This window comes from Mycobacterium sp. NPDC050041, assembly GCF_049541695.1.
Taxonomy (GTDB): Bacteria; Actinomycetota; Actinomycetes; order Mycobacteriales; family Mycobacteriaceae; genus Mycobacterium.
This window is the reverse complement of the sequence record NZ_JBMVDG010000008.1, coordinates 190,824-206,288: the sequence shown is the minus strand read 5'-3', so window position 1 is coordinate 206,288 and position 15,465 is coordinate 190,824. Positions and strand designations below refer to the sequence as shown.

Annotated in this window: 13 protein-coding genes; 11 read left to right on the top strand and 2 right to left on the bottom strand. The window is 71.1% G+C overall.

Annotation, left to right across the window (positions count from 1 at the left end; translation table 11 throughout):
* Positions 1 to 12 precede the first annotated feature (12 nt).
* Positions 13 to 819: a YhjD/YihY/BrkB family envelope integrity protein gene (locus ACPCHZ_RS23000; RefSeq protein WP_423486857.1), complete on the top strand. Its 807-nt coding sequence runs from the start codon at positions 13 to 15 to the stop codon at positions 817 to 819.
* A gap of 1 nt (position 820) precedes the next feature.
* Here ACPCHZ_RS23000 and ACPCHZ_RS22995 read toward each other — a convergent pair whose 3' ends face one another.
* Entirely contained in the window at positions 821 to 1,480 is a 660-nt protein-coding gene (locus tag ACPCHZ_RS22995) for an HD domain-containing protein (RefSeq protein WP_423486856.1), read from the bottom strand.
* A 90-nt stretch (positions 1,481 to 1,570) separates the two neighbouring features.
* On the opposite strand from ACPCHZ_RS22995, the gene ACPCHZ_RS22990 reads away from it, so the two are divergent.
* From ACPCHZ_RS22990 to ACPCHZ_RS22950, 9 genes are all read left to right on the top strand, one after another.
* Positions 1,571 to 2,530: a GlxA family transcriptional regulator gene (locus ACPCHZ_RS22990; RefSeq protein WP_423486855.1), complete on the top strand. Its 960-nt coding sequence runs from the start codon at positions 1,571 to 1,573 to the stop codon at positions 2,528 to 2,530.
* A 27-nt stretch (positions 2,531 to 2,557) separates the two neighbouring features.
* Entirely contained in the window at positions 2,558 to 3,151 is a 594-nt protein-coding gene (locus tag ACPCHZ_RS22985) for a TetR family transcriptional regulator (RefSeq protein ID WP_364982086.1), read from the top strand.
* 216 nt (positions 3,152 to 3,367) lie between these two features.
* Positions 3,368 to 4,387, top strand: coding sequence for a helix-turn-helix domain-containing protein (locus ACPCHZ_RS22980; RefSeq protein ID WP_423486854.1), 1,020 nt, complete (start codon positions 3,368 to 3,370; stop codon positions 4,385 to 4,387).
* 92 nt (positions 4,388 to 4,479) lie between these two features.
* Positions 4,480 to 8,643: a SpoIIE family protein phosphatase gene (locus ACPCHZ_RS22975; RefSeq protein WP_423486853.1), complete on the top strand. Its 4,164-nt coding sequence runs from the start codon at positions 4,480 to 4,482 to the stop codon at positions 8,641 to 8,643.
* A complete protein-coding gene (locus tag ACPCHZ_RS22970; RefSeq protein ID WP_364982098.1) occupies positions 8,643 to 8,969 on the top strand; it encodes an STAS domain-containing protein in 327 nt (108 codons plus the stop codon). Before ACPCHZ_RS22975 ends, ACPCHZ_RS22970 begins: the two co-directional genes overlap by 1 nt.
* A gap of 65 nt (positions 8,970 to 9,034) precedes the next feature.
* Positions 9,035 to 9,526 (top strand): MarR family winged helix-turn-helix transcriptional regulator, encoded by a 492-nt coding sequence (locus ACPCHZ_RS22965; RefSeq protein WP_423486852.1) that lies wholly within the window; start codon positions 9,035 to 9,037, stop codon positions 9,524 to 9,526.
* A gap of 25 nt (positions 9,527 to 9,551) precedes the next feature.
* Positions 9,552 to 9,968, top strand: coding sequence for a DUF5313 domain-containing protein (locus ACPCHZ_RS22960; RefSeq protein ID WP_364982103.1), 417 nt, complete (start codon positions 9,552 to 9,554; stop codon positions 9,966 to 9,968).
* A gap of 54 nt (positions 9,969 to 10,022) precedes the next feature.
* On the top strand, positions 10,023 to 11,207 hold the full coding sequence (locus ACPCHZ_RS22955; protein ID WP_423486851.1) for a metallophosphoesterase: 1,185 nt from the start codon (positions 10,023 to 10,025) through the stop codon (positions 11,205 to 11,207).
* Between the two features lie 66 nt (positions 11,208 to 11,273).
* On the top strand, positions 11,274 to 13,478 hold the full coding sequence (locus tag ACPCHZ_RS22950) for a molybdopterin-containing oxidoreductase family protein (protein ID WP_423486850.1): 2,205 nt from the start codon (positions 11,274 to 11,276) through the stop codon (positions 13,476 to 13,478).
* Positions 13,479 to 13,485: 7 nt separating this feature from the next.
* Here ACPCHZ_RS22950 and ACPCHZ_RS22945 read toward each other — a convergent pair whose 3' ends face one another.
* The gene (locus ACPCHZ_RS22945) at positions 13,486 to 14,721 is read right to left on the bottom strand and encodes an HNH endonuclease (protein ID WP_423486849.1); all 1,236 of its coding nucleotides are present in this window, start codon (positions 14,719 to 14,721) and stop codon (positions 13,486 to 13,488) included.
* 135 nt (positions 14,722 to 14,856) lie between these two features.
* On the opposite strand from ACPCHZ_RS22945, the gene ACPCHZ_RS22940 reads away from it, so the two are divergent.
* Positions 14,857 to 15,345, top strand: a complete 489-nt coding sequence (locus ACPCHZ_RS22940) for a hypothetical protein (RefSeq protein WP_423486848.1) — start codon at positions 14,857 to 14,859, stop codon at positions 15,343 to 15,345.
* Positions 15,346 to 15,465 lie beyond the last annotated feature (120 nt).

Here is a 15,465-nt window from a genome sequence, read left to right as displayed (position 1 = left end):
CCAGGGCGCGCGATGAGCCGGCTGCGCGACTTCGGGTCGGGGGTGCGCACGACGTTCCCGGGCAGCGACCTCGCCCTGTGGGCGGCCGGCGCCACCTACTTCGGGGTGATCGGACTCGTCCCGCTGGCGCTGGCGTCGCTGTGGGCGGTCGGCGGGCTCGTCGGCCACGACACCGTCACCGCGGCGATGGAAGACGCCATCGGCGGGCTGCCCGGCGGGCACGGGACGCCGGAGGCGCTGCGCACGCTGACGTCCGTCGCGCTCTCGATGTCATGGCTGCAGGCGCTGGTCGTGCTGTTCCCCGCCAGCCTCTACGGCGAGGGGCTGCGCCGGGCGTTCGTGCAGATGTCGGCCGCACGGGACACGCTGACGGGCTGGCGCGGCCGGGCGGGCCTGCTCGCGGTCGCGGCGGTCGCGCCGTTCCTGGTGCTCGCCGTGCTGGCCTCGGCCCGCTACGTCGGCCCGCTGTACGCCGCCGAGGGCTGGTCACTGGTGTGGGGTGTGGTGGTCGCGTTCCACATCGTCTGGGTCACGGTGTCCACCGCGCTGGTCGGGGTGTTCGGCCTGATCGGCCCCGGCCGGATCGGCCTGCGGGCGTTGCTGATCGGCGCGTTCAGCACCGGGGCGATCCTGGCCGGGTTCCTGCAGGGGTTCGTGCTGTTCCTGGCGATCCCGATCGAGTGGTCGGCGCCGTTCGGCGGGCTGCCGATCGTCGGCGCCGTCTCCGCCCTCGCCCTGTGGCTCTACCTCGTGCACATCCTGGTGCTGTGCGGGTTCCGGGCCACCGTGGTGCTCGACGAGACCTTGCGCGCCCGGTGAGTCATTCGGGCCAGCCGTTGTTCAGCACGATGTCGACGAAGTCGTCACGGACGAACGAATCGTCGTAGCGCGCGAGCACGTCGGCGTTCATGGTGCCGAACGTCGTCTCGGGGCGGTGCCGCATGCCCTCGGTGAACGCGTGCAGGATCCGGCGCTTGAAATCGGGCCGCGGGTGAGCCGCGGTGACGGCGGCCAGCGCCTCGGCGGGCAGGTCGTCGCGGCCGATGCCGACCACGTCGGTCTCCACGCCGGCGATCACCAGCGCGGTCTCCGGGTCGAGGAACTCCGGGACGCCCGGGGTGGTGTGCAGCGCGATGCCGAGCCACACCTTGCGGGCGGCGGACTCGTCGACGCCGTGCTGCAAGAGGAAGTCCCGTGCCGCGTCGGCGCCGTCGACCTCGAAGCGCAGCCGCGAGGAGGTGCGATAGCGCTCGGTGAGCCCGAGGTCGTGGAACATCGCGCCGACGTAGAGCAGTTCGAGGTCGGGATCGAGGCCGCGGCGGCGGCCGTGCAGGGCGCCGAACAGGAACACCCGGCGGGAGTGGTGGAACAGCAGGTCGTCCTCCGCCTCGCGGATGACGTCGGTGGCGGCGCGCACCAGCGGGGTGTCGGGAATCTCGATGCCCGCGACGGTCGACGGGCCGGTGAGTGAATTGGTCATGACTCCAGGCTGCGCCCGGCGGAACCCATCGTGCCGTGGCGCAACTGCCGTCTTCCCCACAGAAACGGACACCGGGGTCACACTGGGTGCGTGGCCAAACTCGACGTCGTGCTGGTGGTGTTCGACGGGGTCAAGCTGCTGGACGCGGCGGGGCCCGCGGAGGTGTTCGCGGAGGCGAATCGCTTCGGCGCGGACTACCGGCTGCACTTCGCCTCGGTGGACGGCTGCGACGTGACCACCTCGATCGGCACCAGACTCGCTGTGTCCGAACAACTCTCGTCGATCAAGGGAGCCGACACCGTGCTGGTGGCCGGTGGCGACGAGCTGGTCGGCCGGCCCATCGACCCGCGGCTGGTCGACGCGGTCGGTGCGGTGGCCGCCAGGACGCGGCGGCTGGCCTCGATCTGCACGGGTGCGTTCATCCTCGCCAGGGCAGGCGTGCTCGACGGCAGGCGCGCGACCACACACTGGCGCCACACCCGCCGCCTCGCCAGGGCCTACCCCGCCGTCACCGTGGAGCCCGACGCGATCTTCGTCCAGGACGGCGACGTGTACACCTCCGCCGGGGTGTCGGCGGGCATCGACCTGGCGCTGGCGCTGGTGGAGCAGGACCACGGCAGCGACCTGGTGCGGGAGGTCGCGCGATCGCTGGTGGTCTACCTCAAGCGGGCGGGCGGCCAGTCGCAGTTCTCGGTACTCGTCGACGCCGACTCGGGGTCGACGTCGGCGCTGCGGGTGGTCACGGACGCGATCAAGGCCGACCCGGGCGGCGACCACAGCGTGGGCAGGTTGGCCGCCACGGCGTCGTTGAGCACGCGGCAGCTGACCCGGCTGTTCCACGCCGAACTGGGGACGACGCCCGCGCGCTACGTCGAGAGCGTCCGCGTCGACATCGCCCGGGCCGCGCTCGACGCAGGCCACAGCGTCGCCGACAGTGCGCGCCTGGGCGGGTTCGGCAGCACGGAGACGTTCCGCCGGGTGTTCGTCGGCACCCTCGGTGTCTCCCCGAAGGCCTACCGGGACCGGTTCCGGACCGCCGAACCGGCCTGAGCGCCACCGGTACGGGACAATCGGGACATGCCGGTGCGACAGCAGCCCCTCGGCCTGAGGGCGCGCAAGAAGATCCGGACCCGCGCCGCCATCCGGCGGGAGGCCTTCCGGCTGATCGAGGAGCAGGGCTTCGGCAACACCACCGTCGAGCAGATCGCCGACGCCGCCGAGGTCTCGGCGAGCACCTTCTTCCGGTACTTCCCCACCAAAGAGGCGGTGCTGCTCTCCGACGACCAGATCGCACCCATCGTCGCGGCCTTCGTCGACGCCCCGGCCGACCTCGCGCCGGTCGCCGCGTACCGGTATGCCGTCGACGCGGTGTTCGGTGCGATGACGGCCGACGAACGCGACGACGCCATTGCAGGCCAGCGGCTGATGTACACGGTGCCCGAGGCCCGCGGCCTGGTCTACACCGAGTACGTGCGGCTCATCGGGCTGATCACCGACGCCCTGGCCCTTCGGATGGGGCCGGACGTGGACGCCTTCGAGCGGCGGGTGATCGCCGGCGCGATCGTCGGGGTGCTCATCGCCACCTCCGACAACGAGCCAATGCCCGACGACCCGCTCTCGCGGGCGCTGGAACTGCTCGACGCCAAGACCGACGCAGGCGCCCGCCCCTAGCGCGCCGTCCGGTTCCGGGCGGGGGATTGGGGCGCCGGGCGGACGCCGTGGGCCAGGCCGTTGGCGGCGTGCAGTCCGGCCACGAAGTCGAGCAGCGGCCGCACCGCGCGGAATCGGACTCTGCGAGAGGGTGCTCTGTACAACATCTTTCGATCGTGACCCGTCGCGCATGCCGACAACAGTGGCACTGATGCCACACTTCGTTAACATAGTGACATGCACTCGGTGGCGGTCCTGGCCTACGACGGCATGTCGGGCTTCGAGTCCGGCATGGCCGCAGAGATCTTCGGCATGACCGAACTCTCCGAGCCGTTCTCCGCAGGCATCGAGCGGCCCTGGTACTCGATGAAGCTGTGCACCGCCACACCGGAGATCCGGATGCTGGGCGGCGCCACGGTGCGGTCCCCGCACGGGCTCGACGAGCTGGCCGCCGCCGACACCGTGATCATCCCGAGCGTGCGCGACGTCGCCGATCCCGCGACCCCCGAACTCGTCGAGGCGATCGGCGCGGCCCACGCCCGCGGCGCGCGGCTGGTGTCGATCTGCTCGGGCGCGTTCGCCCTCGCCGCGGCCGGTGTGCTGGACGGCCGCTCGGCCACCACGCACTGGATCTACGTCGACCAGCTCGCGCAGCGCCATCCCGCGGTCGACGTCGACCCTGCGCCGCTCTACGTCGACGGCGGCGACGTGCTCACCAGTGCGGGCTGCGCGGCCGGCCTCGACCTCTGCCTGCACATCGTCCGTACCGACCGCGGCGCACGGGTGGCCAACGACGTGGCCCGCCGGCTGGTGATCTCGCCGCACCGCGCGGGCGGGCAGGCACAGTACATCGAGACGCCGGTGCCGGAACCGGCCACCGACGGCCGCATCGCCGCCGGAATGGCTTGGGCGCTGGAGCATCTCGACTCACCCATCACCCTCGACGAGCTGGCCGCCCGCTCGGCCATGTCGCGGCGCAGCTATCTGCGGCAGTTCACCAAGGCGACCGGCACCACGCCGATCAGGTGGCTGATCGAGCAGCGCATCCACGCCAGCCTGGCGCTGCTGGAGTCGTCGTCGCTGTCGATCGAGCAGATCGCCGCACGGGTGGGCTTCGAGTCGGCCGTCACCTTCCGGCACCACTTCGTCCGGCAGCTGCGGACCACGCCGAGCGACTACCGCAGCGCCTTCACCGGTCAACCGCGATTCGACGGCGGTGCGGCCGGGTACAGGACGGTTCGCGGGAGAAGCGGCTGATCGGCCCACCGGCACAGCCGGTCCGGCCCTAATGTGGTCCCCGGCGTCGTCCTCACCCGAGGACCACGTGCAGACGGCGGAGAGGACGTGCGGTGGTCGCTGAGCACACGCCGCCGGACTCCGCGGAGGCGGCGATCTTCACCGTCGACAAGGTCGTCGGCCGGGATCTCGCCAGGGTGAACTGGGCGGCGACCCCACTCGGGGTGCCCGCGCAGTGGCCGCAGAGCCTGCTGACCGCCGTGAGCATCCTGCTGTCCTCGCGCTTCCCGATGTGGATGGCGTGGGGACCGGAGCTGACGTTCTTCTGCAACGACGCCTATCGCCGCGACACCCTGGGCCGGAAGTACCCGTGGGCGCTCGGCAGGCCCGCCAACGAGGTGTGGTCGGAGATCTGGCCGGACATCGGCCCCCGCATCCAGCGGGTGCTCTCGACGGGGGAGGCGACCTGGGACGTCGCGCTGCTGCTGTTCCTGGAGCGGGCGGGCTACCGCGAGGAGACCTATCACACGTTCTCCTACAGCCCGCTGCGTGACGACGACGGGGACGTGGTCGGCATGCTGTGCGTGGTCAGCGAGGACACCGAACGGGTGATCGGCGAACGGCGGATGGCCACGCTGCGCGACCTCGGTTCCGACACCAGCGTGGTGCGCTCCGAGCGGCAGATGCTGAACTTCGCCGCCACCCAGCTCGAACGCAACCTCAGCGATCTCCCGTTCAGCCTGACCTACCTGTTCGGCGACGACGGTGCGGCGCGGCTGGCGGGCGCCAGTGGTGTGCCCGCCGGGCATCCGGCCGCACCGGAGGTGCTGGCGGCCGACGGGCTCGGGGTGTGGCCGATCGACGAGCCCGCCCTCGGCCGGTCGGTGCTGATGAATCTGGACGCCGAGTCGCTGACCCTGCCGACCGGCACCTGGACCGAGCCGCCCGCACAGGCGCTGGTGGTGCCGCTGCAGCAGCAGGGCGACGCCCCGCTCGGATTCCTCGTCGCCGGGCTGAACCGGCACCGCAGGCTCGACGAGAGCTACCGCGGCTTCGTCGAACTGGTCGCCGGGCATGTGGCCGCAGGCGTCGGCAGCGCCCGCAGCTACCAGTCCCAGCAGCGGCGGGCCGAGGAGCTCGCGGAGCTCGACCGGGCCAAGACGACGTTCTTCTCCAACATCAGCCACGAGTTCCGCACACCGCTGACGCTGATCCTCGGGCCGGTCAACGACCTGCGCGGGCGCACCTCGGATTTCGACGACCAGACCCGCGACGAGCTGGAGCTGGTGCACCGCAACGGCCTACGGCTGGCCAAGCTGGTCAACACGCTGCTCGACTTCTCCCGCATCCAGGCCGGCCGGATGCGGGCGCACTTCGAACCGGTCGACCTCGGCGTCGTCACCGCCGAGCTGGCCAGCGTCTTCCGGTCGGCCGTCGACCGCGCAGGCCTGGCGTTCCATGTGGACTGCCCGCCGCTGCCCGAGGACGTCTACATCGACCGCGACATGTGGGAGAAGGTGGTGCTCAACCTGCTCTCCAATGCGCTGAAGTTCACCTTCGACGGCGCGATCTCGATCCGGGTGAGCACCGACGACGCCGGCGCGGTGGTCACGGTCGCCGACACCGGCACCGGCATCCCGGAGGCCGAGATGCCGCGCCTGTTCGAACGGTTCCACCGCATCGAGAACGCCAGGGCGCGGTCCACCGAGGGCAGCGGGATCGGACTGGCCCTGGTCAAGGAGCTGGTCGGGCTGCACGGGGGCACCATCGGCGCGGACAGCACCGCGGGCGCGGGCACCACCTTCACCGTCCGGTTGCCGTTCGGCGCGGCGCACCTGCCGGTGGCCGACCTGATCTCGCCCGACGCCGCCCGGCCCGCGTCGGGCATCGCCGACCCGTACGTCCAGGAGGCGCTGCGCTGGCTGCCCGGCGGAGCGGATTCCGAGGCGGCCCGCGTCGGGACCGGCATGCCCGTGGCGGTCCCGTCCTCCGGCCCGCCTGCGCGCGTGCTGGTGGCCGACGACAACGCCGACATGCGCGAATACCTGACCAGCCTGCTGCATTCGGCCGGCTATGAGGTCAGCACCGTCATCGACGGTCGTGAGGCCTTGGAGGCGGTCCGTTCGGAGCCGCCGGACCTGCTGATCAGCGATGTGATGATGCCGCGGCTCGACGGGCTCGAGCTGCTCGCCGCCCTGCGCGGCGACCAGCGCACGGCCGCCCTTCCGGTGCTGTTGCTGTCGGCGCGGGCCGGCCAGGAGGCGTCCATCGAAGGCCTGCAGGCCGGCGCCGACGACTACCTGGTCAAGCCGTTCGCCGCCGCGGAGTTGCTCGCCCGGGTGCGCGCCAACGTGGAGATGGCGCGGTTGCGCAACCACCACGCCGACTGGCGGTCGGCGTTGATCGACTCGCTGCAGGAGGCGTTCTTCGTCTGCGACGAGAACGGCGCCTTCGTGGAGGTCAACTCGGCGTTCGCGGACATCCTCGGCTACGGACCCGACGGGCTGCCCTACGAACCCGTGCAGCCGTGGTGGCCCGACGCCGACACCGATCCGGAGGCGCACCGGCAGAGCGCCGAGGTGCTCGAGGCGCTGCTGAACCAGACGCACGGCAACCACAAGATCCCGGTGAACCACCACGACGGCCACCGGCTCTGGATCACCGTGAGTTTCAACCAGGCCGAGGACCCCGACAGCGGCCGGCGGGTGATGGTCGGCACCATCCGCGACGTCACCGCCGAGCACTACGCCGTGCAGCGCGAGACCGCGCTGGCCGCGCTGAACCAGGAACTGTCCCAGGTCGACACCTTCGACCAGGCGATACGCGCGGCGGCCGAGGTGCTGCGCGGCGTCTGGCACGCCCGCCGGGTGCTCGCGCTCATCTTCCCGGCGCGGCGCGAGGTCCGGAAGACCGCGGGCCCGCCGACCCTGGTGTGCGCGGGTGAGCCGGCGGAATGGACGGAACTGCCTGCAGCACATCGAGACTCGATCCTCGCGCTCTGCGACGCGGAGACGCTGAACATCAGCACGTCGGAACCCGGCACCGTCGGTATCGCGCTGCGCAACCCTCGTGGACTGCTCGTCGTCTGGATCGAGCTGTCGGAGGACCGGCCGTTCACGCGGCAGGACCACACCCTGCTGACCGTGCTCGCCGGCCGGCTCTCCCAGGGGTTGCAGCGGGTGCACCAGTTCGACACGCAGCGGGAGACCGCGCTGGCCCTGCAGCACGCGATGCTCGGTCCGTCCCGGCTGCCCGGCGGGTTCACCGTGCGCTACCACCCGGCGAGCAGTCCGCTGCAGGTCGGCGGCGACTGGTACGACGTCGTCAACCTCGACGACGGCCGGGTGGCGATGATCGTCGGTGACTGCGTCGGGCACGGGCTGGCGGCCGCCACGGTGATGGGACAGCTGCGCAGCGCCTGCCGGGCACTGCTGCTCGACGAGCCGAGCCCGGCGGCGGCGCTGACGAAACTCGACCGCTTCGCGGCCAGGCTGCCGGGGGCACGCTGCACCACCGCGTTCTGCGCCGTGCTCGAACCCGGGACGGGTGAGCTGGTGTACTCCAGCGCCGGCCACCCGCCGCCCGTGATGGCGCAGGCCGACGGCGAGCTGACGATCCTCGACGACGGCCGTGGCTTCCCGCTGGCGGTGCGCCCCGGCCAGCCCCGCCCGGAGGTGCGCCGGACGATACCGGCGCGCGCCACCCTGCTGCTCTACACCGACGGCCTGGTGGAACGGCGCCGGGTGTCGCTGGACCAGGGCATCGCCCGGGCCGCCGAGGTGGTCCAGCAGGGGCGTCCGGCGCCGCTGGAGGAACTGGCCGACGAGATCATGGACCGGCTCACCCCGGTCGACGGCTACCAGGACGACGTCGCGTTGCTGCTGTACCGGCAGCCCGGTCCGCTGGAGATGGAGTTCCCCGCCGAGGTGGGGCAACTCGCGCACACCCGCACCGCGATGCGCGAGTGGCTGGATCGCGCCGGGGTGGCGCCGGAGCAGGCCTACGACACGCTCATCGCCACGGGCGAGGCGGTGGCCAACGCGATCGAACACGGCCACCGCGACCGGCCGCACGGCACCGTGACGCTGAGCGCCACCGTCCTGGTCGACCGGCTGCGGGTGCGGGTGGTCGACACCGGCGCGTGGCGGCCGCCGCGGGCGGTCGCCGACGTCAGCAGGGGCAGGGGGATCACCCTGATGAAGGGCTTGATGGACGATTTCGCGATCGACAGCGACGAGGCAGGCACCACGGTTAATCTGTCGACGAGGATCATGTGATGGCCACCCCACTGAGTCTGGACACCCAGCGGATCGACGGCACCGTCGTGTTGACCGCTGCCGGGGAGATCGACCTGAGCAATGTCGAGGAATTCAGCCAGGGCCTGACCGGTGCCGCGCAGACCGCGGGCGCGGGAGCGGTGACCGTCGACCTCAGTGCCGTCCGCTACGTCGACAGCGCCGCCATCAACGCCCTGTTCACCATCGCCGATGTGTCGGACCGGCTGCGGTTGATCGTCCATCCCCTGCTGATGCGGGTGCTCGACATCAGCGGGCTGACCCAGCTCGCGACCGTCGAGGCCGCCCGGGTGGACGGCGCGGGTTAGGTGCGCCGCGCGGTGTGACCACCGCGATATTGTTAGGGCACTAACTAAGTGGGTACGATCTAGTCGTGCCCCGATCCACCACCGCGGAAATCGATCCGCTCGCCCTCGAGCAGCAGGTGTGCTTCGCGCTCGCGGTAACCAACCGTGCCGTGCTCGGGGTGTACCGGCCGCTGCTGGAACCCCTCGGGCTGACCCACCCGCAGTACCTGGTGATGCTCGCGCTGTGGGACCACCGCAAAGCGGCCGCCGCGGACGACCCGCCGCTGTCGGTGAAGCAGATCGCCTCGGCGCTGCAGCTGGATTCGGCCACGCTGTCGCCGATGCTCAAGCGGCTGGAGGCACTCGGGTTCATCTCCCGCACCCGTAGCGCCGCCGATGAGCGGTCCACCCACATCGCGCTGACCGAGGCGGGGGCCGCCCTGCGCGACCGCGCACTCGAGATCCCGCCCGCCGTCGTCGCGCGGCTCGGAGTCGACCTCGCCGAACTCGAGGAACTTCGCCGGGTGCTGACCCGGATCAACGCCGCCGCCGTCGCGGCGGGCGCCCTCACCCCCTGACCACCGACCACCACCAGGAGCCACCATGGCCACCACCGAACCCACACTGTGGCAGCGCATTCCCTACGCCTACGGACGCCGCCTGCCGGACGCGATGCGCGCCTGGGTCGCCGAGGACCTGGCCGGGCAGGGCGCGGTGCGCCGGCACATGATCCGGATGGCGATCCCGCCGTTCCTGGTGCTCGCACCGTTCTGGCTGTTGCCCACGTCGTTCTACGTGCGGCTGGAGATGACCGCGCCGATCTTCATCTGGGCGGTGCTGATGTCGCTCGCGCTGAACAAGGTCTGGCGACGGCACCGGCTGGCGCAGCACGGGATCGACCCGAATCTGGTCGACCAGCTCAAGCGGCGCAGGGACGCGCACATCCACGAGGACTACGCACGCCGGTTCGGGCCACGCCCGGAGGAAGCGAAGTGGCAGTCCAACAGCAGTCCGTTCTGACCGCAGCCTCACGGAGGGATGCAGGCGCCGGCCGCCGGTAGGCTGCGGGCGCCCATGTTCATCGTCATCCTGACCGCCGTCCTGGCCCTGATGCATCTGTACCTGTGGAAGCGGCTGATCAGGGACACCACCCGGCCGGGGCGGGTGCGGTGGGCGCTCACGGCAGCCTTGGTGGTCTGCGCCCTGCTGCTGGTCGCCGCACTGGTGGTGCCGCGGACCTTCGGGGTGACGAGCCTCGGTTGGTTCGCGTGGCCGGGCTTCCTGTGGTTCGGCCTCGCCGCGTACCTGTTCCTGACGTCACTCGTGCTCGAACCCGTCCGGCTACTGCTGCGCGGCTGGGTTCGGCGCGGCCCACCGGCCGACGCGCCCGCGGAGCCCGAAGCCGCCGAGCCGTCCTCGCCGGTGAACCGCAGGCTCTTCCTCGCCAGGGCCGGCGCCGTCGCCGCCGGAGCCGCGTCGGTGAGCCTGGTCGGTGTCGGCGCCGCCCGCGCACTCGGCCCGCCGGACGTCCTGGCTGTGCCGGTGCGCCTGCGCCGCCTCGACCCCGCGTTCACCGGCTTCCGCATCGCGGTGGTGTCCGACATCCACCTCGGCCCGCTGGCCGGCCGCCGGCACACCGAACGCATCGTCGAGACCATCAACGGAGCCGAGCCGGATCTGGTGGCGATCGTGGGCGATCTGGTGGACGGCAGCGTCGCCGAACTCGGCCCGGCCGCCGAACCGCTGCGCGATCTGGCGTCGCGCGAGGGCACGTTCTTCGTGACCGGGAACCACGAGTACTTCGTCGACGAGCCGGCGCAGTGGCTCACCGAGCTGGACCGGCTCGGCGTGCACGTGCTGCGCAACGAGAACACCCCGATCCGCCGCGGGGCGGCGGCCTTCGACCTGGCCGGGGTCAACGACCTCGCCGGCAGGTCGCGTTCCGACCCGCCGGACTTCGACCGCGCACTCGCCGGCGTCGGCCAGGCCAGGCCGACGGTGCTGCTCGCGCACCAGCCGATCATGGTCGGCGAGGCCGCCGCCCGCGGCGTCGACCTGCAGCTGTCTGGCCACACGCACGGCGGGCAGATGTGGCCGTTCCACTACGTGGTGCGGCTCGTGCAACCCTCGCTGGCCGGGCTGTCCACCGTCGACGACACCCAGCTGTACGTGTCGCGGGGCGCGGGGTTCTGGGGGCCGCCGGTACGGGTTGGCGCGCCGCCGGACGTCACGGTCCTCTCACTGAGCCCACAAGCCTGATCCGCCGTCACACTTCCTGCGGCGCATTCCGGTCCGCGACGCTGAGCGACCGCCTAGCATGCATCGATGCCATCAACGACGACGCGGCCGGGCATCTGCCGGATCTGCTCCGCCCACTGCGGCGTGCTCGCGACGGTCACCGACGGGCGGCTCACCAAGGTCACCGGCGATCCGAACAACCCGATGTTCAAGGGCTACAGCTGTGCCAAGGGCCGTGCGCTGCCCGAGATCCACAACAACCCCGCCCGGCTGTTGCACAGCCGCAAGCGCAGGCCCGACGGCGAGTACGAGCCGGTCGAGTCCGGCGTCGCGATGGACGAGATCGCCGCCCGGCTGCAGGCGCTGATCGAGGCGCACGGACCCCGGTCGGTGGCGCTGTACCTGGGGACCAACGGGCTGCCCTACCCGGCCTCCGCGCTGATGGGCAACGCCTTCATCCGGGCGATCGAATCGCCGATGTTCTTCACCGCCAACACCATCGACCAACCCGGCAAGCAGATCGCGCTGGCCGCCCACGGCCACTGGCTCGGCGGTGACGTCGACTTCGGCGAGGCCGACAGCTGGCTGCTGATCGGCACCAATCCGCTGGTGTCCAAGGCGATCGGGATCCCGGGCCAGAATCCGGCGCAGAACCTCAAGGCCGCCGTCGGCCGCGGCATGAAGCTCATCGTCATCGACCCGCGCCGCTCACAGACGGCCGCGCGGGCGGCGATCCACATCCAGCCCCGCCCGGGCACCGACGCGGTGATCGTCGCGGGCATCATCAACATCGTCATCAGCGAAAAGCTCTGCGACTGGGACTTTCTCGCCGATAACGTCGACGGCTTCGAGGCGCTGGCCGAAGCGGTGTCCGGGTTCACCCCGGCCTACGTCGCCGACCGCGCGGACATTCCGGAGCAGCAACTCGTCGATGCGGCAAGGATGTTCGCGACACACGGCACACGCGGCGGCATGGTCAACGCGGGCACCGGCGCGAACTTCGCCATGCACGGCAGTGTGCTCGAGTACCTCTGCCTGTGCCTGACGACGATCTGCGGGCGCTGGCAGCGGGCAGGCGAACGGGTGACCCGGCCGAACACCCTGCTGCCCGCCTTCACCGCGAAGGCGCAGCCGCATCCGCCCTACGAGGGCTGGGGATACGGCGAGCGGCTGCGGGTGCGCGGGCTGACCGACACCGTGGCGGGGATGCCGACGGCCGCACTGGCCGACGAGATCCTGCTGGAGGGCGAGGGGCAGGTCAAGGCGCTGATCTGCATCGGCGGCAACCCGATGGCGGCGTGGCCGGATCAGCGGAAGACGTTGCGGGCGCTGGAGAACCTCGATCTGCTGGTCACCCTGGACACCGAGATGTCGTTGACGTCGCGGCTGGCCGACTACGTCATCGCTCCGCGCATGCAGATGGAGACGCCGGCCATGACGATGGGCAGCGAGCTCATCAAGTACTACGCCAGCGGAACCGGCATCCCGGCGGCCTACGGGCAATACGTGCCGCGGCTGATCGATCCGCCCGCCGGTTCGGACCTGATCGAGGAGTGGCAGTTCTTCCTCGGCCTGGCCCAGCGGATGGGGCTGGACATGTGGTTCGTGAACTTCTTCGGAGGAGGGGGCGGCCGGTTCATGGAGTCGCCGCCGATCATTCTGAACATGAACGGCGACACCCGGCTCACCACCGAGGAGCTGTTCGAGCAGATGTGCGCGACATCGCGAATCCCGTTCGACGAGGTGCGCAGCCATCCGCACGGAAAGATCTTCGACGTCGACGCGGTGGTGGCGCCCCGCGACGCCGACTGCACCGCCAGGCTCGACGTCGGCAACGGCCAGCTGCTCGCCGAACTCGTCGCCATCCGGGCCGAAGAATCCATTGCCGCGCAGCAGGACCCGACGTTCCCGTTCCGTCTCATCCCGCGGCGGCACGGCAACTTCATGAACTCGTCGGGCACGAATCTCGCCGCCCTGCACCGCGGCAAGCCCTACAACCCCACCTACATGCATCCCGACGCGATGGCGGCGCTCGGACTTCTGACCGGGGCCCTGGTCACCGTGACGTCGCCGCACGACAGCATCCCCAGCGTCGTCGAGGCCGACGACACCCTGCGGCCCGACGTCGTCGCGATGCACCACGCCTTCGGGGGACTGCCCGCCGAGGACGACGAGGTCCGTGACCGCGGCAGCAACGTCGGTCGCCTGGTGCCCACCGACGTGGAGTACGACGCGATCACCGGTCTGCCGCGGCAGGGCAATATCCCGGTCAGCGTGACGCCACGCACCTGAGCCGTTGTCAGGCAGCGCGTTTCATCGTCACCGGTTTCGCGCGTCTGCCGGGCGGTGGTGGCGCGGTGGAGTAATAGGTGGCGCCGGTGGGGGTTTTGAAGGCGGCGGTGTGGGTGCCGCCGGTCTCGGTGGTGGTGACCTGCCAGCCGTCGGCTTCCTTGGTGTAGTTGCACGCCGCGCATTCGCCGAGGCCGTTGACCGCGCTGGTGGGTCCGCCTATGTGATGGGGGTGGGCGTGGTCGTGGTGGCGGATGGGGGCGTCGCAATAGGGGGTGCGGCAGGTCTGGTCGCGCAGATCGATGAAGGCGGCGAGGCCTTTGGGGAAGCAACGTGATCGGGACTCCATCGCCACCAGCGAGCCGGTGCGGGGATGGGTGTAGAGCCGGCGCAAGGTGGCCACCGAAGCTGCGTCGTGGACCATTCGGCGGGCGATCTCGGCCGGGATGGGGCCGTAGCCGTGCAGGTGAGCGGGCTCGGTGTCGCCGGCGAGCAGTGTCTCATCGGAGATCGCCATGTTCACCGCGATGGGGATCGGCTGGTCGGCCGGCCGGCCGGTGACGCGTTCGACGAGGGTGTCGGCCATGACCTGTCCGCGGGAGCGGTCGTCGAAGGTGGTGTCGGAGGCGCGTTTCAACGCGGCGTAGACACCGACTCCCTGGGCGACGGGGAGCAGCGCGGTCACGTAGGTCATGGTGTCGGGGGCGGGGCGGATGGTCACGGTGCGCTCACCGACGGCTTTGGCGGCCCGGTCGACGACGGTCTGGGGGTCGAGGCGGTAGGCGATCTTCTTGGCTTCGGCTTCGATCCGTGCGTCGCCTTTTCCGTCGAGATTCTTGACGTTCCCGCACAGTTCGGCGTCGAGGGTGGCGCGGTCGGCGATGCTCAGGCAGGCCGATTCGCGCACGATGAGGGTGGCGCGCCACTCGGTGAGCGCCCCGCACTCCAATGCAGCCAAGGTGTGGGGCATCTCGTGGACCAGTGCTCGGGCGAATCCGAGGTGTCGCCCACCCTGGTTGGGTGATGCCCGCCGGGCGAGGGCGACTTCGGCGGCCAGCCCGCGGCCCCGCTTGGCGGCGGGCATTCCGGCGGCGGCTTCGGCGGCGCGACGCATCTGGTCCAGTTCTGCGGCCACCCTGGCCTGCCCGGCCGATGCGGCGGCTTTCGCCGATTCGAGTTCGGTCAGGCGCGTGATCAACCGTGCTTCGTCGGCGCCAAAAGGCACGGTCGCCAGTTCCTCGAACATGTGTTCGAGTCTACCGGCAACCACCGACAGGGCGAGCCGCTTCGTCCACAGCCTGATATCGGCCGCCTAACGATTCAGTCATCCTTCGATGTCGGCCCTCGCGCAACGGGAGTCGCCGTGGTCAGGTGGACGGTGATGACCGCTACCCGTTCCGCGTTGCGCCGCCCGGCCCTGACCGCGGCGGCGGTCCTCGCGCTGGTGTTCGCCGGCGCCGACCAGCTGGCGACGGCCGCGCCGTCCTCCGACGCGCAGGGCTTCGTCGACTCCACCGCGCGGTGCGCCGCGCCTGACACGGCCGTCGCCTTCGGCCGGACCGACAGCTCGCGGATCGCGATCTGTGAGAGCCCGGACGGTGAACTCGAATACCGCGGCGTGCGGGTGCGCGACGGCGCCAAGCTGATCCTGTCCGCGACCCGGTCGGGCGACGACTTCGTCGCGGAGAGCGGCGACGCCGCGTACACCGTCTCACCCTCGGCGCTGATGGTCAGCATCGAGGAGAAGATCGTCCGCGACGAGCCGATGGTGGAGTACCACGGCCCGGACTCGGCCGAAGCCGAGTCGTCGCCCACCCCGTCGAAGCCCCTGCCCCCGCCGCTGCCCGCCGAGGTCGGTGGCGGCAGCTAGGCCGCACGGCCGCCGCCCCGCCCTGACGCGGGCGTCGATCTTGAATTAGGTGCTCACTGTCCGCCGTGGGCGACCTATAGTCGTCTGGGCAACTCGTGTGGGGGTGAGAGCGTGAACAGC